Raw genomic sequence first — 21,917 nt, 5'->3', positions numbered from 1 at the left:
TCGCGCCGGGGCGCTGCGGTTCCGACCCGTCCTCACCACCGACGCCAAAGAGCGATCGTTGCATCACGCGCCTCAACTCCCATCAGAAGCCCGGTTTTCCGGGTCTTTCTATGTGAACACCGATCAGTTTCAGCGCCCGGCTGTGCGGGGCGACTGTCGAACGTGTCCTGTCCGCCACCACTCAAGCACACAAGTTGGTCTGATTACAAAAGCTATTTGACAGTCTCAATATGCCAGTGACATGTTGCGCCCGAAGCACCTCGGCGAACGGGGGCTCATGGGAGGACTGAGGAATGACCGTCAAAGGCTCTGTTAGCGTATCCGCCCTCGTACTGGCCGGCGTGCTGGGCGCATCGCCCGCCCTGGCGCAGCAAACCGATCCTGGGGCGACCCAGGTCGAGGACATCATCGTCACCGCAACCAAACGGGAAGAGCGCCTGATCGACGTGCCCGTGGCCGTGACGGCCGTGGGTGGGGAACAGCTGGAAAATTCCGGCGTCACCGACATCCGCGAACTGACCGGTCTGGCCCCCAGCGTGCAGTTCCAGACTCCCGGCGGCGGGGCCGATTCCTCGATCCGCGTGCGCGGCATCGGGACCACCTCCACCAACCCCGGCCTTGAGTCGGCCGTGGGCGTCGTGATCGACGGCGTGGCCCGTGCCCGCACCGGCGTCGCCCTGTCTGAACTCGGCGACCTGGAGCGGATCGAGGTGCTGCGCGGACCCCAAGGCACCCTGTTCGGCCGCAACACCTCGGCCGGCCTCATCAACGTCGTGACCAAGACGCCGGACACCTCGGCCTTCGGTGTCCGGGCGGAGGCCACCTACGGCAACTACAATGACATCCGGGTGGCGGGATCGATCAACATCCCCCTGTCCGACACAGCGGCCCTGCGCGTCGAGGGCAGCAAGGAAACCCGCGACGGCTTTTATCCCGACGCCAACAGCGATGAGGAACTGGACAACCTGAACCGCGCCTTCGTGCGGGCCAAGCTGCTCTATCGGCCGTCGGACAGGATGCGCTGGATGTTCAGCGCCGACTACACCACGCGCGAGGAGAACTGCTGCGTCGCCGTCCTGGCTATCGCCGGCCCCACCTATAACCTGGTCAACAGTCTTTCAGCCGCGCGCGGCAATATCGGCTACACCTCGACCGATCCGTTCGATCGCGAGGCGTCCAAGACGCGCGGACGCCGCAACCAGGAAGACATCACCGACTACGGCTTCTCGGCCCAGGGCGATATCGACCTCGGCTGGGGTCAGCTGACGACCATCACGGCCTATCGCAGCTGGGAGGCCTGGCGGTCGCAGGACTTCGACCATTCGGGCGCAGACCTGGGCTTCTTCGCCCCCAACGGCCTGCATCAGGGGTTCGACGTCTTCACCCAGGAACTGCGTCTGGCCGGATCCAACGGCCGGCTCGACTGGCTGGTCGGCGCCTACTACTCCGATGAAAGGGTGCTGAATGATTCAGCCTATCGCATGGGGGCCGACTATCCGCTGATCTACGGCGGGGCCGCGACCTTCAAGCCCGCGACCCTTGCGGCCTTCACCCCCGGCGACGGCGCCCGCGGCATCGGCAAGCAGGACGGGCGCGACATGTCCGTCTTCACCCACAACATCTTCCATGTGACCGACAAGCTCAGCGTCACGGCCGGGCTGCGCTATACGAACAACCGCAAGGAGATCAATTTCTACGGCGAGAACTTCAACCCAGCGTGCGGCGTGGCCATCGCCGGGGCGGACGCCGCGGGGGTCACCCGCTTCTGCGCCGCCTTCTGGGACACCCGGTTCAACGTCGCGGGCGATTCCGACGAGCGGACCGAAACGGCCACGACCGGCACCCTGAACATCGGCTACAAGTTCAGCGAGCAGTTGAACTCCTACCTGTCCTACTCCCGGGGCTACAAGTCGGGTGGTTACAACTTCGACCGGGCAGGCTTCACCACTCCTGCGACGCCGAACGCGCGCGATCTGGCCTTCCAGGAAGAGACGGTCGACGCCTATGAGCTGGGTCTAAAGGGCGAGTTCTTCGACCGGTCCCTGCGGGTCAACTTCGCCGCCTTCCACCAGACCTTCTCGGGCTTCCAGTTGATCGAATACACGGGGATCAACTTCATCGTCCGCAGCCTCGATGAAGCCATCACCAAGGGCGCGGAGCTGGAGATCACCTGGAAGCCGATGGCCGGGGTGACCCTGACCAACGGTCTGACCTACACCGACGCCTACTATCCGGTGTCGGCGGGCAACAGCACCTATTCCGGCAAGGAGATGGAACAGTCGCCCGACTGGGTGAACGTCTCATCGGCGACCTGGGAGTTCCCGATCGGGTCGTCCCTTACCGGCGTGGCCTATATCGACGCCCGATATGCGTCAGAGTTCTTCTCGGGCGGCTTCGATCCGAACCGCATCCAGAAGGCCTTCACCACGGCCAATGCGCGGTTCTCGCTGCGCAGCGCCAACGGCGACTGGGCCGTGGACCTTTGGGGCCGCAACATCTTCGACCAGGACTACTACCGCCGCGTCATCCCCGCGACCTTCCAGGCGGGTTCCTACTCGGCCTTCCTGGGCGATCCGCGCACCTACGGGATCACCCTGCGCCGCAACTTCTGACTTCTCCGAGACCACCCGATCCGTTCCTGGATCCAGCCTGCCCCGTCGCGAAAGCGGCGGGGCTTTTCTTTGGGCTGTTTCCAGGTCGATTTGGGGGTCAGGGCCCCCGCGATAGCGGGCGTCGGTCTGGCGCTTAGGTTCATCACAGCGGGCACAGAGATTTCACAGCGATCACAACGGGGCTGGATCGGCCTCGTGGCGGTCGTCGTGCCTCGCTGTGCCCGCTGTGATGAACCCATTTCTCGCACTGAAGCCCGCTGGCGCGGGAAAAGCCCCGACCTCCAATACTCAAAGCGAGATCATTCAAAAGGAAGGGCCGCTCCCGACGGAAGCGGCCCTGCAGGAGCCGGGGATGAAAGGGCTACAGGCCGAGCTGGCGCCCAGCCAGGTCGCGCAGGATTTCCTCGGAGCCGCCGCCGATGACGAAGATGCGGGCCTCGCGATAGATGCGTTCGACCCGGTTGCCGCCGGTATAGGCGCGGCCGCCCAGCACCTGCAGGCTCTCACGGGCGCAGTGTTCGAGGGTGTTGGTCGCCTGGATCTTGAGCATGGCCAGGTCGGCGATGACGTTCTCGCCACGCTCGAACCGCCAGACCAGCATGTCGAGGAAGGCATAGGCCACCTTCAGCCGCTGGACCATGTCGACGATCTTGTGGCGCATGACCTGGTGGTCGACCAGACGCTTGCCGAAGGTGTGACGCTCGCGGGCGAAGGCGATGGCTTCGGCGACGCAGGTGCGGGTCATGGCCAGGGTGGCGGAGATGCCGCTGAACCGCTCGATGTTGAACTGGCTGGCCAGTCCGGCGAAGCCCCGGTTCTCCTCACCGATCAGGTTGGAGATCGGCACCTCGACATTGTCGAACTTCAGCCAGCCGTTGTTCTTGTTGTACCACTGCAGGCCGGGCAGGGGGCCGCGCGTGACGCCGGGCCGATCGGTCTCGATCAGCAGCATCGACAGCCCGCCCATGCCCGGGCCGCCGGTGCGGACGGCGGTCAGCAGATAGTCGGCCTTCATCGCGCCGGAGATCAGGGTCTTGCCGCCGTTGACGACGAAGACGTCGCCGCGCCGCTCGGCCGTGGTGGTGAAGTTGGAGACGTCGGAGCCGCCGCCGGGTTCCGTAACGGCGAAGGCGATCTTCTTCTGGCCGGCCAGGACAGGCCGCGCCACGCGGTCCAGCATCTCCGGCGCGCCGCCGCTGATGATGGGCGGCAGGGCGATCCAGGGCGTGGCGAGGTCGGCGAAAACGACGCCGGAGCCCAGGCGGAAGAACTCTTCGGCGAACAGGATGCGATCATACAGGCTGATGTTCTCGCCCGTGCCGCCCAGATCCTCGCGGAAGCCCATGCCCAGGATGCCGTCCTTCGCCGCCTGGACATAGAGGTCGTCAGGGAAGTCCGAAGCCGCGTCCCAATCATCCAGATGCGGGGCGACGTGGGTGTCGATGAAGGCCCGGAGCTTGGCGCGCCAGGCGTCGTGTTCGGGCGTCAGAAAGGGGCTGGGCGGCCTCAGGGCGTCGAAATCCAGTACGGTGGGGGTTCTGTCGGCCATGCGCGTTTCCCTTTTCACCCACCGTTTTCGGTGTGGCTTGCAAAGGGATACTAAAACCTCTCGCCAAGGGCTGCAATAATGGTATTCTAACGCAACTCACTATTTGCGTGTCATCACATCGAGGAGCCTGACATGGGTTTCGAACGCACGGGCGCCGACCGCGCCGCCTATTCCGAAGCCGCTGAAAAGCCGATCAAATATACGCTGGAGCCGAACGACCATCCCTATATGAACGGGGCCTGGACGCCGCAGCACGCAGAACACACGGCCGAGGACATGCCGGTGATCGGGACGATCCCGACCGACATCGACGGCGTCTATGTGCGCAATACCGAAAACCCGGTCCACAATCCCAAGGGCCGCTATCACCCGTTCGACGGCGACGGCATGATCCACTCGATCAGCTTCCGGGACGGCAAGGCCGCCTATCGCAACCGCTTCGTCCGCACCAAGGGCTTCCAGGCCGAGCAGGCGGCGGGGCGCGCGCTCTGGGCCGGGCTGGCCGAGCATCCGTCGCTGTCGGAGCAGCCGGGCTGGGGCGCCCATGGCGGGCTGAAGGATTCGTCCTCGACCGACGTCATCATCCACGCCGGCGCCATTCTCTCGACCTTCTACCAGTGCGGCGAAGGCTATCGCCTCGACCCCTATACGATGGAGCAGCTGCCCAGCGCCGACTGGTGCCCGCCCGAGGGCATTTCGGCCCACCCCAAGGTGGACGAGAAGACGGGCGAACTGCTGTTCTTCAACTATTCCAAGACCGCGCCCTTCATGCACTACGGCGTCGTCGGGCCGGACAACCGGCTGAAGCATTTCACGCCGATCCCCCTGCCGGGCGCGCGACTGCCGCACGACATGGCCTTCACGACGAACTGGTCGATCCTCAACGACTTCCCCCTGTTCTGGGAGGAGCATCTGCTGCCCAAGGGTTATCACGTGGCGCGCTTCCATCCGGAGATGAAGTCGCGCTTCGGGCTGATCCCCCGCTATGGCACGGCCGACCAGGTGCGCTGGTTCGAGGCCGAGCCGACCTATGTCCTGCACTTCCTCAACGCCTGGGAGGACGGCGACGAGGTGATCATGGACGGGTACTTCCAGGACAATCCGGTGCCGGAGACCAGCCCCGACGCCTGGCCCGCTTATGAGCGGATCATGACCTTCCTCGACCAGAACATGCTTCAACCAAAATTGCACCGCTGGCGCTTCAACCTGAAGACCGGCGAGACGATCGAGCAGCGGCTGGATGACCGGGTGCTGGAGTTCGGCATCATCAACAACCAGTTCGCCGGCGTGAAATACAAATACGCCTACAGCGCCGTGTCCAAGCCCGGCTGGTTCCTGTTCACCGGCGTGGTCAAGCACGACATGGACACGGGCGAGAGCCAGGCCATCGACTTCGGGCCGGAACGCTATGGCTCCGAACCCGGATTCGCGCCGCGCGTCGGGGCGACGGAGGAGGACGACGGTTATCTGATCACCTTCGTCACCGACATGATCGAGGACCGGTCCGAATGCGTCATCTATGATGCGCGGAAGCTCGCCGACGGACCTGTCGCCCGGATCATCCTGCCCGGCCGTATCTCCAGCGGCACCCACGCGACCTGGTCGCAGGGGTCCACCATCCGCGCGTCGCAAACCGCCAACGCCGCCTGAGGAGACGAACCATGACCTACATTCTGGGCGGCTGGCAGTCGGACTTCGGGCGCAACTGGGCGCGCGAGGGCAAGGAGATGTTCGACGGCTTCGGCGAGGCCGTGCACGGCGGGCTGGAGGCGACGGGCCTCGATCCCGAGGACATCGACGTCGGCCATGTGGGGAACTTCGTCGGCGACCTGTTCGCCGGTCAGGGTCTGCTGGGCGGCTTCTTCGCCCAGGCCGAGCCGCGCTTCGGCGACCTGCCGACCTCGCGGCATGAGGGCGCCTGCGCCTCGGGCAGTCTGGCGCTGCTGGCGGCCATGTCGGACATCCAGGCGGGTCATTACGGCACGGCTCTGGTGCTGGGCATCGAGCTGATGCGGAACGTGCCGGGCCAGACGGGGGCGGAATATCTGGGCGCGGCGGCCTGGACCGGTCATGAGTTCGGCGACGCCACCTATGTCTGGCCTCGCGCCTTCTCCAACCTGACGGACGAGTACGACGAGCGTTACGGCATCGATGAGGCGCATCTGCGCCGGATCGCCCAGATCAACTTCGACAACGCCAAGCGCAATCCGAACGCCCAGACGCGCAACTACACCTTCTCCAACGCCAGTTTCACCGCCGACGACGAGGCCAATCCGGTCATCGAGGGGCGGGTGCGCAAGACCGACTGCGGTCAGGTGACGGACGGGGCCGCGGCGGTCGTTCTGGCCTCGCCGGAACGGGCTGCGCAATACGCCCGGGCGCGGGGCATCCCACTGGAAAGCCTGCCGCGCATCAAGGGCTGGGGCCATCGCTCGGCGCCGATCCAGTACGCAACCAAGGTCGCCGACAGCAAGGACCAGCCCTACGTCTTCCCCCATGTGAAGAAGGCCATCGACGAGGCGCGTTCGCGGGCCGGCCTGGGCCTGTCGGACATCGACGCGGTCGAGACCCACGACTGTTTCTCCATGACCGAATACATGGCCATCGACCATCTGGGCCTGACGGCGCCGGGCGAGAGCTGGAAGGCGGTCGAGGCGGGCGACATCGAGATTGGCGGACGCCTGCCGATCAACCCCTCCGGCGGCCTGATCGGTCTAGGCCACCCCGTCGGCGCCACGGGCGTCCGGATGGCGCTGGACGCCTTCAAACAGACCACGGGCACGGCCGGCGACTATCAGGTCGAGGGGGCGAAGAACGTCCAGACCCTGAACATCGGCGGCTCGACGACGACGACGGTGAGTTTGCTGGTCGGGGTGTAGGGGCTCCCCAACCCCCATCTGTCACCCTCGGGCTTGAGCCGAGGGCCGGATGTTCAGGGTAAAAGAAGAAGACGCGGCGCATGGGCCATCGTGCGCCGCGTCTTCGTCTAGGCGGCGGACAATCCGATCCTCGGGTCGAGCCCGAGGATGACGGCGGTTTGGGATGCGGGGCGCTATCCGCGCGGCGACCGGATCGCCAGTCCCACCACGCCCATGGCCGCGATGGTTCCGTCGGGCAGGACGACCTTGACGTCCACCACGGCCTTGCGCGCATCGCTGTAGGTGACCCTGCCCTCGGCGGCGATCTGCGTGCAGTCGCCCGGCACGGCGTTCAGATAGCGCATGGTGATGTCGGTCGAGAGCAGGGTCTGGCCGGGCTTGAGGATGCTCATCACCGCCCCGCCGCCGGCCATGTCGACCATGGCGGCGGTCACCCCGCCGTGGACCAGACCGACGAAGTTGGAATGGCCCGGATCGATGTCGCAGACCACCTTCACATAGCCGTCGCCCGTCTCGGCCACGAGGCAGGAGAGACGGGTCAGGAAGCCGCCGACCGAAAGCCCCATGTCGCGCCAGCGCTCCAGCATCTGGAGACCGGTGTGGGTCGGGTCCAGCTGGAAGGCGACGGGGACGACGCCGCCCCGTGGCAGGTCTGCGCTCATGCGGCGGCGCTGGTCTTGCGGCGGGCGGTCACATCGGCGCGGGCGGCGAAGCGGTCCAAGGCGGCACGGTATTCCTGTTCCAGCTGATCGACCACGTCGGCGATGGGTTCGACGCCCCGCACCGACTCGATGCCCTGGCCGGCGGCCCAGATGTCCTTCCAGCGCTTCTGGCTGGAGCCGCCCGAATAATCGCGCACGGCCGGGCCGCCGAGATTGTCGGGATCGAGGCCCGCGGCGCGCAGGCTGGGCTTGAGCCAGGACGCGTCGGTGCCGGTGACGGCGGCGGACACCACCAGATCGTCGGGCCCGGCGTCCACGACCATCTGCTTGTATTCAGGCTGGGCCATGCTCTCGGTCGTCGCCAGGAAGCGGGTGCCCATGTAGACGAAGTCGGCTCCGGCCGCGACCGCGCCCGCGATCCCGGCGCCGTCACCGACGCCTCCGCCGACCGCGATATAGCCGTCGAAGAAGTTCCGCACCGCCGAGATGAAGGCGAAGGGCGACAGGTGGCCGGTATGGCCCCCGGCGCCCGCGCTGACGCAGGCCAGGCCGTCCACCCCCGCCGCTGCGGCCTTCTTCGCCAGGTTCATCGACACCACGTCGGCGAAGACCAGACCGCCATAGGCCTTGACCGTCTCCATCACGGGCTTGGGCGAGCCGAGGGCCGTGATGACCACCGGCGGCTTGTATTCCGCAACCAGACGCAGGTCCTCGGCCAGACGGGCGTTGGTCGAGTGGGTGATCAGATTGGCGATCCAGGGGGCGTCGCCGGGCTTCAGCGCGTCGGTGATCCGGCCCATCCAGCCGTCGAGTTCCTCGACGGTTCGGCAGTTGGTGGTCGGAAAGGCGCCGCCCACGCCGGCCTGGCAGGCGGCGATGACCATCTCCGGACCGGAAATCAGGAACATGGGCGCCGCGAAGACGGGCAGGCGGAGGGTGTCGAAGGGCGTGCTCATACGGACTCTGTCTTCTGGAAGCTCTGGCGGAGGTCGCGTTTCAGCACCTTGCCGACGGGATTTCGGGGGAGGGCGGCGATCGGCTCGAGCCGCTCGATCTGTTTGTAGACGGCGACCTGACGGTCGTTGACGAGGAAGGCGTTGATCTCTTCGAGCGTCGCCGACTGGTCAGGGCGGAAGACGACGAAGGCGGCGAGGCGTTCGCCGAGATTGGGGTCCGGCGCGCCGACGATGGCGGCCTCTGCCACGGCGGGATGGGCCATCAGGTGGTTCTCGATCTCTTCGGACGAGATGTTCATCCCGCCCCGGATGATGATGTCCTTCAGCCGGCCGACGAAGCGCAGATGCTGCAGCCGGTCGCCGGCGTATTCGAACAGGTCGCCCGTGCGAAACCAGCCGTCGGCGTCGAAGGCGCGGGCGTTGATCTCGGGCGCGCGCCAGTAGCCGGAGAAGATGGTGGCGCCCTTGACCCGCAGTTCGCCGGGACGGCCGCCCTCGGTGATCTCCTGTTCGGTGTCGGGATCGACCAGCCGGGTGAAGATGCGGTCGTGCAGCTTGCAGGCCCATGTGAAGCCCTCGCCCAGGCGGGGGAAGAGGCTGGCCCGGTCGCCCGCCTCGGGCAGGTCCTTGAGCGCCGAGGGGAAGGAGGCGCCTTCGTTGGAGCCGAAATAGTTGACGATCTGGACGCCGTGCTTCTCGTGGAAACCGCGCACCATCCATTCCGACAGGGGCGCCGAACCCGAGCCGATGGACTTCAGCCGGTCGAAGTCGATGCCGGCCAGCATGGCCTCGTTCTGGAGCAGCAGGTTCAGGACGGCCGGCGGGGCGACGGTGTAGTCGATCTTCTCTTCCCGCAGCTGCTTCAGCAGGACCTGAAGGTCGAACGGATGGTGCTGGATCAGGGCGCCGCCCAGCAGCAGCCAGCCGATCAGGGCGGTCGAGATGCCGCCCATATTGACCATCGGGAACGGGTTGAGCAGCCGCGCGCCGGGGGCCAGGTCGGCGGCGTCGATGACCCCGTCGCCCATGATGATCCATTCATTGTGGCTGCGCGGCACCCCCTTGGGCTGGGCCTCGGTGCCGGAGGTCCAGCAGATGGTGACGATGTCGTCGGCCGTGATCGCCGCCTTTTTCTGCGCCTTCTGGGCGGCCTTGTGCTGGTCGCGGGTGACGCCGTCCATCAGGGGTTCGAGGTCGAGCGCCCCCTCGGGGCAGGTCTCGCCGAGGACGAAGACGTGTTTCAGGCTGCGGCAGCGGCCCTTGAGCCCCGCGATCATCTCGCCATGCTTCTGCTTGCCGATCCGGTCCACGGTGATGGCGGCGACGGCGTCGGTCTTCTCGATGATGTAGGCCAGCTCGTGCTCGCGGTACTGGACCGGGGCCGGGCTGGAGATGACGCCCAGCCGCTGGCAGGCCAGATAGGCGATGGTCAGTTCGGCGATATTGGGCAGCTGGATCACCACCACGTCGTCCTTGCGGATGCCGTGGGCGACCAGGACGGCGGCCAGACGGCTGACGGCATGGCCGGTCTGGCGCCAGGTCAGACGCTCGGCCTCGCCGCCCGTGATCTCGGGCATGTTGGGGGGGTCGATCAGGGCCTCGGCGTCGGGGTGGGCCTTCAGATGCTTCTGGAACAGATCCTCGAGCGTCGTATCGCCCCACCAGCCCCTGGCCTTCATCTCGCGGATGCGCGACTGCGGAATGACGATCATCGGGCGATCTCCCTCTGGGCTACGGGCGGACTGTGCGGCTGGCCGGGGAGAACCAGATCACGGATGTCGGCGCGGACCACCTTGCCCACCGGGTTGCGCGGCAGGGCGGACAGGAGGTGGAGCCGCTTGGGCGTGCGGACGGGACCGATGGCGTCGCGAACGAAGGCGCGGAGGCCGACGTCGTCGGTGAAGCCCGGATCGACGGCCACCGCCGCCTCCAGCCGTTCGCCCCAGACCTCGTCCTCGACGGCGAAGGCGCAGGCCTCGCGCACGGCGGGGTGGCGGTTCAGCGCCGCCTCGACCTCGCCCGGATAGACATTGTAGCCGCCGGTGATGATGAGATCCTTCGACCGCCCGATCAGGGTCAGCAGGCCATCGGGCGACAGCCGTCCTATGTCGCCGGTCCTGAGCCATTCGCCATGGCGCGAGGCGGCGGTCAGGTCCGGCGCGTCGAGATAGTCGGTGCGGGCCAGATCGCCCGAGACGATCACCTCGCCCTCGCCGTGGTCGTGGACGACGCCGTTCGCGTCCAGCACCGCCACCCGTGTGCCGGGGAAGGTGCGGCCGACGGAGGCGCGCAGGGCCGGATCGGCCATTTCCGACGGCGAAAGCCCGGCGATGGCCATGGGCGCTTCAGTCTGGCCGAAGAGGGTGGATATGACCGGGCCGAAGCGGGCGATGGCCTCGGCGATCCTGTCCGGCGACATGGGGGCGGCCGAATAGGTGATGTGGCGCAGGGCCGGGAAGTCGTCGGGCCCGAACCCGGCCTCGGCCATCAGCAGGGCGATCAGGGTCGGGGGCATGAAGGCGACGGTGACCCGGCGTTTCAGCTCGGCCAGGATCGCCGCCCGGTCCGGCTCGGCCAGCAGGACGTGGGCACCGCCCGCCGCCAGCACCGGCAGGACATAGTGGGACGAGCCGTGGGTCAGGGGGGCGACGGCGAGATTTACGTCATCGGCGGTGAAGCCGTAGAAGCCGGCCATCGAGTCCAGGGCCGCCCGGCCGCTGGCCTGGCTCTGGACCACCCCCTTGGGCACGCCGGTGGAGCCGCCGGTGAACTTCAGGGCGAAGGGGGCGGCCGGATCGTCGTGGGCCGGCGGCAGGTCGGCAGCGGGCGGTAGGTCCGCCAGCCAGTCCTCGAGCGGCAAGGGCCGCGAGCAGGCGCCCGTCGCGGCCATGGAGGCGGCGTCATAGAGGGTGAGCACCGGCTTCGCCCTAGCCTGGAAGTCCGAGTTCAGTCGTGCGCCGTTGCGGGGATTGAGCGGTGTCCAGACGGCGCCGGCCCGCAGGATGGCCAGATAGGCGATGACGTGATCGGCGCTGTTGGCGGCGCACAGGCCGATGCGGTCGCCGGGCCGGACGCCGCGCCGGATCAGGTCGGCGGCGGCGGCCTCGACGCGCTCGATCAGGTCGGCGTGGGTGATCGTGGTCTCGCCGTCGATCAGGGCCGGGCGGTCGGCCTTGGCGACGCGGTTTTTGTAGAGGGCGTGGATAGGGTGGGTCATGCGGCCCGCTCCAGCACCGTGACCACGGTCGCCGCCTCTTCCACGCCGAGGAAGCCGCCGCCGTTCTCGGCCACGGCGATCCGGGCGTTTTCGACCTGACGGGCGCCGGCCTCGCTGCGCAGCTGGGTGGTCAGCTCATAGAGCTGGGCCAGGCCGGTGGCGCCGACCGGGTGGCCCTTGGCGACCAGACCACCCGACGGATTGACCGGGGTCCGGCCGCCGAGGGCGAAGTCGCCGATTGCGGCTCGGGCGCCGACGGTTCCAGGCTCGGCCAGGCCGAGGTTCTCGATCTGCTGAAGCTCGGCGTAGCTGGTGGCGTCATGCACCTCGACCACGTCGATGTCGGCGGGGGCGATCCCGGCCTGTTCGTAGGCGGCGAGGGCGGCGCGGCGGCCGATATGGTTGTCGAGGTCGGCCGGAGCGCGGTCGCCTGCACTGACGAGGGCGCAACCGCGCACGCGGACGGCGCGGCCTGCGGCGTCCAGTTTGACCATCCCGGCGGCCGAGCACAGGATCACGGCGGCGGCGCCGTCGCTGACCGGGGCGCACATCGCGCGGGTGAAGGGAAAGACGACAGGCTTGTCGGCCAGCACCTGATCAACCGTCATCGGGGTGCGGTACTGGCTGAGCGGATTGTCGCGGGCGGCGGTGTGGTTCTTGGCCGCCAGTCGGGCGAAGTCCGTCTGGGTCGTGCCGTGACGGGCCATGTGAGCCCGGGCCTGGGCGGCGTAGAGGTCCATGAACAGGCTGCGACCGGGGCCCGGATCCTCGCCGCCCATGGCCTCGATATAGGCGAGGACGCCCGCACGGTCGTGGATGTCGGTTCCGCCCGCGAAGGCGGCGGCGGCCTGTTCCGGCCGGTCGGGAAAGACCATCTTCTCGGCCCCGACGACAAGGGCGATGTCGCCGGCCCCGGCGCGCAGCCAGTGAATGGCCTGGAGCAGGGCGGTCGAGCCCGAGGCGCAGGCGTTCTCGACGTTGACGACCGGAATGCCGGTCAGGCCGAGGGGCCGCAGGGCGACCTGGCCGCGCACGGTGTTCTGGCCCTCGAGCATGGGCTGGCGGGTGTTGGAGAACCATGCGGCCTGGATGTCGGCGACGGTCGCCCCGGCGTCGCTCAGGGCCGCCGTCACGGCCTCGGCGGTCAGGGATTTGACGCTGTCAGCCGGACGCTTGCCGAAGGCGGTCATGGAGACGCCGGCGATAAAGACATCGGCCGTCACCGGACGGGCCGTCGTCGCTGGACGATGCGGAATCGCGAGGCGACGAAGGCCAGGTCGGCCAGACAGGCGTTGCCCGCCGGGTTCAGGCCGGTGACGTGATAGTCGCTGTAGGCGGCGGCGAAGTTGATCCACATCGCCCCGGTCAGGTTGATCGACAGGTTGGCGCCCGCCGCCTCATAGGCCGGGACAGCGCGGTCGATGAACTCCTCGTCGGTCGAATAGAGGTAGGAGGAGATCGAGCCCCGGGTCTTCGCCAGCCAGGTCGCCTCGGTCACCGCTTCATCGGACGCCTTGCGGACCAGATAGAGGACCGGGCCGAACCGTTCCTCGGCATAGAGTTCGTGATGGCCGTCCGCCTCCACCGCGATCACCAGAGGGGTCAGGGTGCGGGCGTCCGGGAACTGCGGGTGAGCGTAGGGTGCGGCTTCGCGCAGGACGCGGACGCCGGACTTGTCCTCGACCTCGGCGCGGGCGTCGCGCACGACCTTCAGACTGACCTCGCCCTGGATGGCGCCCATGATGCCCGCGGCCTGGGCCGGGTCGGCGGCGATGGCGTCGATCTGTTCGACGATGGCGGCGGACATGGGCTCGAACAGGTCGGGTGCGATGTAGATGACCTGCGGGCTGGTGCACATCTGGGCCGAGAACAGGCTGGACGAGCGGGCCACGGCGCGGGCCACGGCATCGAGGTCGGCGACACTGTCCATGACGACGGTGTTGACCCCGGCGGTCTCGGTGAACAGCAGCTTTCCCGTCACCGTGCGCTCCAGATGGCCGCCGTATCGGGGGCTGCCGGTGAAGTCGATGATCTGCACGTCCGGGTGATCCACCAGCTTCTGGGCGACGGGCTCGGCGAGGGTGTCCACCGCCAGGGTCACGAGATTGGGGTCAAAGCCGTGGTCGCTGAGGACCGCCCGGCAGGTCTCCACCACGATGGCCATGGGCAGGACGGCGATGGGGTGCGGCTTGACGATGACCGGATTGCCGGTCGCCAGGGAGGCGAATATGGCCGGATAGGCGTTCCAGGTCGGGAAGGAGGCGCAGCAGATGACCAGACCGACGCCGCGCGGGACGAGGGTGTAGGTCTTCTCCAGCGCCACGGCCTCGCCGCCGAAGTCGCGGTGATATTGGGCGGTCGGGACCACGTCGCGCATGGCCTTGGCGGCATAGGCCAGGGCCTCGACGCCGCGATCCAGGGCGTTGGGGCCCGAGCCGGAGAAGGCCTGGGTGTAGCTCTGTCCCGCCACATGCATGACGGCGTGGACCATCTCGAAATTGCGGTCGTAGAGGCGCTGGCTCATCTCCAGACACAGGGCCAGACGCAGTTCGGGATCGGCGGCGCGCCAGTCGCCCCAGGCGGCGAGGGCGGCGTCCACCAACACGTTCGGGTCGCTGACGGGATAGCGGACGCCGAGGGGCCGGCCGGTGAAGGGCGACACCTCCTCGCCCGCCTCCCCGACAACGCCGGGCTGGCCGAGATCGAACAGGGTATTCAGGCGGGCATCGAAGGCGGCCCGGCCCTGAACCGGCTTTTCGGCGCCGTGGATCTTGGTCGAGGGGCTGTCGCGATAGGGCGACCAGCTCTTGCGGGTCTGGACGGCCTCGATGGCGGCGTCGAGGGTCGCGGCGTGGCGGGCGACGACGTCGAGGCGGCTCTGGTCGAAGGCGGCGACGAACCCGTCCATCGTCAGCCCAGCCGTTCGACGATCATGGCGGCGCCTACGCCCTGGGCGCCCGCGGCGGCGACCAGGCCATAGCGGCCCTCGCAGGCGTCCAGGGCGTCGAGCAGGGAGGACAGCAGGATACCGCCCGAGGCGCCCATGGGGTGGCCCTTGGCCATGTGGCCGCCGCCGACATTGACCTTGTCCGGATCGACGTCGCGTTCACGCAGGAACTTCACGATCGTTACGGCGAAGGCCTCCATGAACTCGATCCGGTCCATGTCGGGCAGCGTCAGCCCGGCCGTGGCCAGGGCCTTGTCCATGGCCTCGAACCCGGCGGTCAAGGAGGCGGCGGGGTCGCCCCCGGCCTCGGCATAGGCGACGATCCGGGCGCGGGCGCCGTCGGCCTGACCCGTGACGAGGGCGAGCGAGGCGCCGTCGCACATGGGCGGGGCGTGGGCGACGGTGTGGCGGTGGTCGATGACCCGGCCGCCCAGGGCCTCCGCATACTGTTCGCCCAGGGGGGCGAAGGCGGCGGGCATGGCGGCCAGGCTCTCGGCCGTCGTCGAGGCCCGGGCGGGCTCTTCCCGGTCCAGTCCGTTAAGCGGGATGCGCGACTTGACCAGGGGCGTGCCCTCGGCGGCGGCCGCGCGCTGCTGAGACGTCAGGGCGGCAGCGTCCATCTCCTCGCGGGTAACGCCGATATCCTCGGCCAGACGGTCGGCGGCGACGACGACGGGAATGTAGCGGGTTCGGGTCGGGAAGTCGGCGTCTTCGTAATAGTCGGCCTTGTCGCCCATGAAGGGGACGCGCGACATCATCTCCACCCCCCCGGCCAGGGCCGTCTTTACGCCGCCCGCCTCGACCATGTTCGCCGCCTGGCCGATCGCGGTCAGGCTGGAGACGCAGTAGTTGTTCAGGCTGAAGGCGAAGGCGCCGTCGGGCAGACCCGCGTGCAGCTTGGACACCAAGGCGACATTGGCCCCCTGGGCGCCGACCTGACCCACGGCGCCGAGGATCAGGGCGTCGGCGCGATGGGCGGCGCCGTCGTTGCGGGCGTCGATGGCGTCGATCAGGCCCGAGACCAGCTCGTGCGGCTTCATGGAGGCCAGGCCGCCGTCGGGGCGGGCCTTGGCGCGCGGGGTGCGGACGGCGTCGAGGATATAGGCGGTCATGCGAACGGTCCGGTCAGGCGGCGGCGTTGATCTGGTCGCCGGGCGCCCAGGTTCCGTGGAAGCCGGCGGGCACGCGGGCGGGCAGGGGGATGCGGGCGACGGGGCCGGCCTCGAAATCCTGGGCGTTCAGGATCTGGACCTCGGACGCGCCGGTCGCCGCGTCGGTGGTGAAGACGATGACATAGCCGTCGTCCTCGGCCGTCGAGCCAATGCGCGGGGCGAACGCCGGCTCGGAGCCGCCCAGACCCTCGTCGAACTTCCACGTCTGGGCTGCGCCAGTTCCGAGGTCATATTTGAACAGGCCGTCGAACCGCTGCAGCTCCTGCGGCGCCATGGAGACGTGATAGGACCACTTCGACTTGCGGCCGGTGTAGTCCAGATTGACCACCGGGAACTCGCCGATGCGGTCGTCGAGGATGCGCTTCTTCACCTCGCCCGTGACCATGTTCATTCGCCATTCGACGGGCACGGCGTTGAGGGCCAGGACGTTGACCATGGCGGCATAGGGGCCATAGGCCGGGTTGGGCGGATAGCCGTTCGGCGTCATCATGCAGGCAGTCATGACCACCTCGTCGCCGTCCTCCCAGGCGTTGACGACATGGTAGATGTAGCAGGTCTCGGTCTCGAACCAGCGGACCTGATCGCCCCGGCCGCCTTTCGGCACGACGCCGAAGCGGGCGGGCTGGTCGGCCACCTTGATCTGCCACTGGCTGTTGCGCAGGCCGCCCTCGGTGAAGACCACCGGCAGGTCGTGCAGGATGATGTAGTTCTCGGTCAGACCCATGTCGTGCGGCAGGCGCGGCCCGGGCAGATCGACCTTCTGGAAGTTGGTCAGATTGTTGTTGGCGTCCACGACGCCGAAGGTCATCCACGGCTCGTAGAGCGAATAGTCGAAGAAGCAGAACTCGCCGGTCTTCGGGTCGACCTTGCCGTGGGCCGAGACGTGGCGGGGCAGGGCGCCGCCGAAGCTTTCGTCGCCGAGGGTTTCGAGCGTCCGGGCGTCCACGCGCACCGGCTTGCCGGAGATATACCACAGCGCCATCAGCGAGCCGTTGTGGAAGACCAGGTCGGTATTGGCCGTGTCCTTGTAGACGAGGTCGCCGCGACCGGATCCCGGCCGGGCGCGGGCCGAGGGCAGCATGACCCCGCCGGCGGTGATCATCTGGCCGGCCGCCTCGGCGCTGTAGTCGGCGGTGCGGACCCAGCGGTTGCGATACTCGGCCTTGCCGTTCTCGAAATAGACGGCGTGGACCATGCCGTCGCCGTCGAACCAGTGGTGCAGCCCCTCGGGTGCATGGGCGGGATTGGGACCGTTGCGGACGAAGGCGCCGTGCAGATCGCGGGGGATTTCGCCGATCACATCGAGCTGCAGCGCCGTCGTCTCGGTAGAAACAGGGGCGTAGAGGCCCTGCAGATAGGGGTTCATCTCATTCACCCCGATCAACGAGGCGTTGTCGATGCGGGAAGCGAGGGTCGCGTCGTCGGCCACGGGAATCTCCGATCCGTCCAGATGTAAAACCTACGGCGATAGGTTTCTTAACGCAAGTAAGGGTTCCTAATGCAAGTCACGAGACCGCCACGACCCGGGGCGGTTTGTCGGCGAGGAAGGCGTCGAACGAGGCGTTGCCGTTCGGCGGCAGGGTCCAGCCCTCCAGCGACAGCATCGGCCCCTGCGCGGCGATCAGGTCGTCGATCGCCAGGCGTTCGGGATGATCGAAGGCCACGCCAGGCCCCTCGATCCGGACCGCGCGACGGACCTTGCCGGCCCCGGCGACCAGGGTCTCCCCGTTCAGGGTGCAGCCCTCGGTCATCAGCCAGCTGACAACCGGCGCGACGTATTCCGGCGGCAGGGCCGCGCCGATCTCCTCGGAGACATAGCCCTCGGTCATCCCGGTCAGGGCGTAGGGCGCCACGGCGTTGCAGAAGACGTTTCGCGACGCGCCCTCCAGGGCGATCACCCGGGCCAGACCGATCAACGCGGCCTTGGACGAGGAATAGGCGGCCATGCCGTGCACCCCATAGAGCCCGGCCGCCGAGGTGGTGATCAGAATACGCCCCGAGCTCTGGTCCCGCATGTGGCGATAGATCGGCAGGGTAGCGCTGAGGGTGCCGAAATAGTTGATCTCGAACACGCTGCGGATGTCGGCCAGGGTCTGTTTGTGCAGGCTCTTCGCCTCGGGCGCCCCGGCGTTGTTGACCAGTCCGTCGATGCGGCCGAAGGCGGCGAGGGCGGCCTCCAGCAGCCGTTCGCCGGCGTCATCGGCCTCGACCCTCAGGGGGCAGGCGACGGCCTTGCCGCCCGATGCGACGATCTGTTCCACCACCGCCTCGGCCGAGGCCGGGCCGCCCGAGGCGCGGGGACGGGTGTTGACCACGACGGAGGCGCCGCGCGCCGCCAGATCAAGGGCGTAGGCCAGCCCCAGCCCGCGTCCCGCGCCGGTCACCACCACCACGCGGCCCTCAAGCGATCGATCGGTCATCTGCGCCTCCCACGGCGTCGCTTCATGCGACTTTCGTAAAAAGACTTGCAAAACTGGTCCATTGGCGCAAGCCTCACCGTGCATCGTCAAGTCCGGCCAACGGAAGACGCGCCAGGAACCCTGGGGAGGGAACAGAGAATGAAACGGATCCACGCCACAGCCGCGTCCGTCGCGGCGCTCATCTTCGCCGGCGGGCTCGCCACGCCGGCGCTCGCACAGCAGACGCCGGACGACGATCAGGCGGTGACGCTCGACGAGGTCATCGTCACCGCCCAGCGGCGCGAACAGAGCCTGCAGGAGGTGCCGGTCGCCATCACGGCCTTCGGCGCCGAGACCCTGGAGCGGACCGCCGCCACCGGTATCCAGGACGTGGTCGGCAAGGCGCCGGGCGTGACCCTGACCCAGTTCAACATCGGCGAGCCGCAGGTCTTCATCCGCGGCGTCGGCACGACCAGCGACTCGGCGGCCAGCGATCCGTCGATCGGTGTCTCGATCGACGAGGTCTCCATCGGCCGGGCCGGGGCCAGCGCCCTGGCCTTTCTCGACATCCAGCGGGTGGAGGTTCTGCGCGGTCCGCAGGGGACCCTGTATGGCCGCAACGCCTCGGGCGGAGCGCTGAACATCTACACCAACCGGCCGGTGCTGGAGAACACCACCGACCTGACGGCGCGGGCCGGCAGTTTCGGCGAATACGGCGTCGAGGGCGTGGTCAACCGCCAACTGGGCCCGGACGCCGCCGCCCGCCTCGCCTTCCGCTACAACACCAACGACGGCTATGCCGAGAACGTGCCCACCGGCGAGGGGCTGGAGGGCGGCACGTCCTGGGGCGCGCGCCTGTCGGTGCTGAACATGGCCGGGCCGTGGAAGGTGCAGGTCGGCGTCGATGTGTCCAAGGACGAGATGGACGGCCACGCCCGCATCCCTGTGACGACCGCCTCGACCGCCCCGGCCTTCGTCGCCCTGATCAACAGCCTGCGAGCCGGGCTGGACGTGCGCCAGAGCTTCTCCTCGCCCAGCAACTATCAGGACCGGTTCAACTTCGGCCTGACGGGCCGGGTCGAGCATGAGGGCGAGAAGTTCGACTTCGTCTCCCTGAGTTCCTACCGCAACAACGACTACAAGTGGCGCGACAACCTGGGCGGCCTGCCGTTCCCGGGCTTCCCGCTTCTGGTGGACGACCAGGCGTCGGAGCAGTCCGAACAGTTCAGCCAGGAGTTCCGCTTCGTCTCCAAGCCGGAATCGGCGGTCCAGTGGGTCGCGGGCGTCTATGCCTTCCGCGAGAATGTGGACCGGTCCGAACGCTTCATCGTGTCCGCCGCCCTGCCGATCGCGCCGCCGTCGTTCGGGGGCGACACCCTGTTCACCCAGCAGGCCGAGAACACCAGCTACGCCCTGTTCGGTCAGGCCAACATTCCGTTCGCCAGCATCTGGGAGCTGACCCTCGGCGCGCGCTGGACGCACGACGAACGCAAGATCACCCAGACGGCGGTGGACAACGACAACGGCGCCAATCCGCCGGTCGGCATCCCGTTGGGACCGACGGGTTCGCCCTACGCCACTGACGGCGCCAAGACCTTCGAGGAGCCGACCTGGAAAGTCGCCCTCTCGGTCGAGCCGATCGAGAACATCCGCCTCTACGCGAGCTACGACCGGGGCTACAAGGCCGGGTCCTTCGTCTCGACGGCCCAGAGCGCGGTTCAGGCCGCCACGCCGATCAAGTCCGAACTGCTCGACAACTACGAGATCGGCTTGAAGTCGACCGTGCTCGGCGGGCGGCTGAGGTTCAATGCCGCGGCCTTCCAGCTCGATTACAAGGATCTGCAGGTCTATGAGCTGCTGGGCCTGAACCTGGTGACCTCCAACGCCGAGGCCGAGGTCAAGGGCTATGAGATCGAGACGGCCCTGGCGGTGACGTCGAACATCACCTTCGGCGGCTCCTATACGAGCCTGGACGCCAAATACACGTCCAACGCCGTGTCGGGGGCTTCCATCCTGCCCTACAACGGCCTGACCCTGCCGCGCTCGCCCGACAGCCAGTACACCCTCTACATCGACAGCGAATGGGATGTGGCGGGCGGCGTCCTGGCCGCGCGCGCGGACTATCAGTGGCAGGACGACTTCTTCTTCGATCCATCCAACAACCCCGAGGTGCGATCCCCGGCCCACGGCCTGGCCAGCGCCTTCATCTCCTATGAAACGGCGGGCGGGCTGAAGCTGGCGGTCTACGGCAAGAACCTCGGCGACACCGAGTATCAGACCCACATCATCAAGAACGTGGGCATCGGCTTCAGCGTCTTCGGCGCGCCGCGGTCGTTCGGCGTGGCCCTGTCCAAGAGGTTCTAGGCGAAGCGGTTCTGACGAGGATCAGGCGGCGCCGGTTTCCACTGGCGTCGCCGCCTCGACCTCCCAGCGGATGTTGCGCGGGTCGAGGGCGCGGCCCGACCCCAGGTCGCAGACCACGGCCTTGATCGGTTCTCCGGTCTGGGTGTCGATCAGATGCAGGGGCGGACCGTCCGGGCAGAGCCAGCGCTCGCTCCAGCCGTGCATGGCCATGATGATCGGAAAGAGGTCCAGGCCCGCCTCGGTCAGCCGGTATTCGAACCGGGGCGGGGCCTTCTGGTAGAGGTCCTTTCTCAGCACCCCGTGCAGCACCATCCGGTTCAGCCGATCGGCCAGGATGTTGGTCGCGACGCCCAGCGCCTCGTGAATCTCGTCGAAGCGGCGCAGGCGGAAGAAGGCGGCGGCCAGGACGGCCCAACTCCAGTAGTCGCCCATGATGTCAGTGGACCGGTCGATGATCGGCCGGTCGGTTTCCACCGGGCTGGTGCGCCGGCGGCGACTGGTCGGGGGCGCGATCGGGGTCAGGCCCGCGTTCGCCTCCCAGCGCACATGATGGACATCGACGGGATGACCGCGCTCGTGATCGAAGATGGCCGGCACCACCCGCTCGCCGGTCTGGCGGTCGTAGAAGGCCAGGAAATACCGTTCCTGGAGCGGCGACCGCGCCCATTTGCGTTCCCACTGACCCTGCATGACGGCGACGCCGAACATGTCGAGCCCCATCTCTGTCAGGCGGTATTCCATGCGCGTGGCCGAGCCCGGCGCGCCGCGCTGTTCCAGCAGTCCCGCCGCAACCAGACGGTTCAGCCGGTCGGTCAGCACGCTGCGCGGAATGCCCAGCCGCTCGCGCCAGACCGAGAAGCGGCGCGCGCCGTAGAAGGCCTCGCGCAGGATCAACTGCGTCCAGGCGTCGCCCGTGATGGCGAAAGCCCGGGCGGTCGGGTTGCCCATGATGAGATCACGGGTGGAGGGGCCGGTGGCGGCGTCGTTTGTCGGGGATTCGGTCTTGGTGTTCACCGCCCCGTTTTATCGGTCTTTTGCCGCAAGGGGAAACGCGGCCGGAATCGCCAAGATAAATCCTGATTTGCAAGTCAGTCGGAGGGGGCTAGACGAGAGACCGGGAGCATAGGTCTCGATGAGGCCCCAACGGGTCGGGGAGCCAG

Annotated in this window: 15 protein-coding genes; 4 read left to right on the top strand and 11 right to left on the bottom strand. The window is 67.8% G+C overall.

Annotation, left to right across the window (positions count from 1 at the left end; translation table 11 throughout):
• The first annotated feature begins 293 nt into the window (after positions 1–293).
• Complete coding sequence (locus tag ACT6QK_RS04585; RefSeq protein WP_444596628.1) at positions 294–2,612, top strand: TonB-dependent receptor; 2,319 nt, start codon at positions 294–296, stop codon at positions 2,610–2,612.
• Between the two features lie 361 nt (positions 2,613–2,973).
• Here the strand turns inward: ACT6QK_RS04585 and ACT6QK_RS04580 are convergent, their stop codons facing one another.
• On the bottom strand, positions 2,974–4,161 hold the full coding sequence (locus ACT6QK_RS04580; protein WP_444596627.1) for an acyl-CoA dehydrogenase family protein: 1,188 nt from the start codon (positions 4,159–4,161) through the stop codon (positions 2,974–2,976).
• 132 nt (positions 4,162–4,293) lie between these two features.
• Between ACT6QK_RS04580 and ACT6QK_RS04575 the strand changes: the two genes are divergently transcribed.
• Together ACT6QK_RS04575 and ACT6QK_RS04570 are read left to right on the top strand one after the other, a co-directional pair.
• Entirely contained in the window at positions 4,294–5,811 is a 1,518-nt protein-coding gene (locus ACT6QK_RS04575; protein ID WP_444596626.1) for a carotenoid oxygenase family protein, read from the top strand.
• A gap of 11 nt (positions 5,812–5,822) precedes the next feature.
• Entirely contained in the window at positions 5,823–7,040 is a 1,218-nt protein-coding gene (locus tag ACT6QK_RS04570) for an acetyl-CoA acetyltransferase (protein ID WP_444596625.1), read from the top strand.
• Positions 7,041–7,213: 173 nt separating this feature from the next.
• On the opposite strand, the gene ACT6QK_RS04565 is transcribed toward ACT6QK_RS04570, so the two are convergent.
• From ACT6QK_RS04565 to ACT6QK_RS04525, 9 genes are all read right to left on the bottom strand, one after another.
• Positions 7,214–7,702: a PaaI family thioesterase gene (locus ACT6QK_RS04565; protein WP_444596624.1), complete on the bottom strand. Its 489-nt coding sequence runs from the start codon at positions 7,700–7,702 to the stop codon at positions 7,214–7,216.
• Positions 7,699–8,658, bottom strand: a complete 960-nt coding sequence (locus tag ACT6QK_RS04560; protein ID WP_444596623.1) for an NAD(P)H-dependent flavin oxidoreductase — start codon at positions 8,656–8,658, stop codon at positions 7,699–7,701. Before ACT6QK_RS04560 ends, ACT6QK_RS04565 begins: the two co-directional genes overlap by 4 nt.
• Positions 8,655–10,370 carry a class I adenylate-forming enzyme family protein gene (locus ACT6QK_RS04555; RefSeq protein ID WP_444596622.1) on the bottom strand — a complete coding sequence of 572 codons (1,716 nt, stop codon included), beginning with the start codon at positions 10,368–10,370 and terminating at the stop codon, positions 8,655–8,657. The genes ACT6QK_RS04560 and ACT6QK_RS04555 overlap by 4 nt, the downstream gene beginning before the upstream one ends.
• Positions 10,367–11,875, bottom strand: coding sequence for a class I adenylate-forming enzyme family protein (locus ACT6QK_RS04550; protein WP_444596621.1), 1,509 nt, complete (start codon positions 11,873–11,875; stop codon positions 10,367–10,369). Before ACT6QK_RS04550 ends, ACT6QK_RS04555 begins: the two co-directional genes overlap by 4 nt.
• Positions 11,872–13,098, bottom strand: coding sequence for a thiolase family protein (locus tag ACT6QK_RS04545; protein ID WP_444596620.1), 1,227 nt, complete (start codon positions 13,096–13,098; stop codon positions 11,872–11,874). Before ACT6QK_RS04545 ends, ACT6QK_RS04550 begins: the two co-directional genes overlap by 4 nt.
• Positions 13,095–14,783, bottom strand: coding sequence for an aldehyde dehydrogenase family protein (locus tag ACT6QK_RS04540; protein WP_444596619.1), 1,689 nt, complete (start codon positions 14,781–14,783; stop codon positions 13,095–13,097). Before ACT6QK_RS04540 ends, ACT6QK_RS04545 begins: the two co-directional genes overlap by 4 nt.
• 2 nt (positions 14,784–14,785) lie before the next feature.
• Entirely contained in the window at positions 14,786–15,934 is a 1,149-nt protein-coding gene (locus tag ACT6QK_RS04535; protein ID WP_444596618.1) for an acetyl-CoA C-acyltransferase, read from the bottom strand.
• A gap of 13 nt (positions 15,935–15,947) precedes the next feature.
• Positions 15,948–17,423 carry a carotenoid oxygenase family protein gene (locus ACT6QK_RS04530; RefSeq protein WP_444596617.1) on the bottom strand — a complete coding sequence of 492 codons (1,476 nt, stop codon included), beginning with the start codon at positions 17,421–17,423 and terminating at the stop codon, positions 15,948–15,950.
• A gap of 76 nt (positions 17,424–17,499) precedes the next feature.
• Positions 17,500–18,414 (bottom strand): SDR family NAD(P)-dependent oxidoreductase, encoded by a 915-nt coding sequence (locus ACT6QK_RS04525; protein WP_444596616.1) that lies wholly within the window; start codon positions 18,412–18,414, stop codon positions 17,500–17,502.
• Positions 18,415–18,552: 138 nt separating this feature from the next.
• Here ACT6QK_RS04525 and ACT6QK_RS04520 point away from each other — a divergent pair, with 138 nt between their 5' ends.
• The gene (locus tag ACT6QK_RS04520) at positions 18,553–20,757 is read left to right on the top strand and encodes a TonB-dependent receptor (RefSeq protein ID WP_444596615.1); all 2,205 of its coding nucleotides are present in this window, start codon (positions 18,553–18,555) and stop codon (positions 20,755–20,757) included.
• Between the two features lie 21 nt (positions 20,758–20,778).
• On the opposite strand, the gene ACT6QK_RS04515 is transcribed toward ACT6QK_RS04520, so the two are convergent.
• Entirely contained in the window at positions 20,779–21,771 is a 993-nt protein-coding gene (locus ACT6QK_RS04515; RefSeq protein ID WP_444596614.1) for a winged helix-turn-helix transcriptional regulator, read from the bottom strand.
• Positions 21,772–21,917 lie beyond the last annotated feature (146 nt).

It is taken from the genome of Brevundimonas sp., from assembly GCF_052436175.1.
Taxonomy (GTDB): Bacteria; Pseudomonadota; Alphaproteobacteria; order Caulobacterales; family Caulobacteraceae; genus Brevundimonas.
The sequence above is the reverse complement of the archived record's forward strand: the minus strand, read 5'-3'. Positions and strand labels throughout refer to the sequence as shown.

Bases quoted from the DNA above. Each gene is read 5' to 3' on its own strand.
- ACT6QK_RS04585 (WP_444596628.1), top strand. From the start codon at position 294: ATGACCGTCAAAGGCTCTGTTAGCGTATCCGCCCTCGTACTGGCCGGC.
- ACT6QK_RS04580 (WP_444596627.1), bottom strand. From the start codon at position 4,161: ATGGCCGACAGAACCCCCACCGTACTGGATTTCGACGCCCTGAGGCCG.
- ACT6QK_RS04575 (WP_444596626.1), top strand. From the start codon at position 4,294: ATGGGTTTCGAACGCACGGGCGCCGACCGCGCCGCCTATTCCGAAGCC.
- ACT6QK_RS04570 (WP_444596625.1), top strand. From the start codon at position 5,823: ATGACCTACATTCTGGGCGGCTGGCAGTCGGACTTCGGGCGCAACTGG.
- ACT6QK_RS04565 (WP_444596624.1), bottom strand. From the start codon at position 7,702: ATGAGCGCAGACCTGCCACGGGGCGGCGTCGTCCCCGTCGCCTTCCAG.
- ACT6QK_RS04560 (WP_444596623.1), bottom strand. From the start codon at position 8,658: ATGAGCACGCCCTTCGACACCCTCCGCCTGCCCGTCTTCGCGGCGCCC.
- ACT6QK_RS04555 (WP_444596622.1), bottom strand. From the start codon at position 10,370: ATGATCGTCATTCCGCAGTCGCGCATCCGCGAGATGAAGGCCAGGGGC.
- ACT6QK_RS04550 (WP_444596621.1), bottom strand. From the start codon at position 11,875: ATGACCCACCCTATCCACGCCCTCTACAAAAACCGCGTCGCCAAGGCC.
- ACT6QK_RS04540 (WP_444596619.1), bottom strand. From the start codon at position 14,783: ATGGACGGGTTCGTCGCCGCCTTCGACCAGAGCCGCCTCGACGTCGTC.
- ACT6QK_RS04535 (WP_444596618.1), bottom strand. From the start codon at position 15,934: ATGACCGCCTATATCCTCGACGCCGTCCGCACCCCGCGCGCCAAGGCC.
- ACT6QK_RS04525 (WP_444596616.1), bottom strand. From the start codon at position 18,414: ATGACCGATCGATCGCTTGAGGGCCGCGTGGTGGTGGTGACCGGCGCG.
- ACT6QK_RS04520 (WP_444596615.1), top strand. From the start codon at position 18,553: ATGAAACGGATCCACGCCACAGCCGCGTCCGTCGCGGCGCTCATCTTC.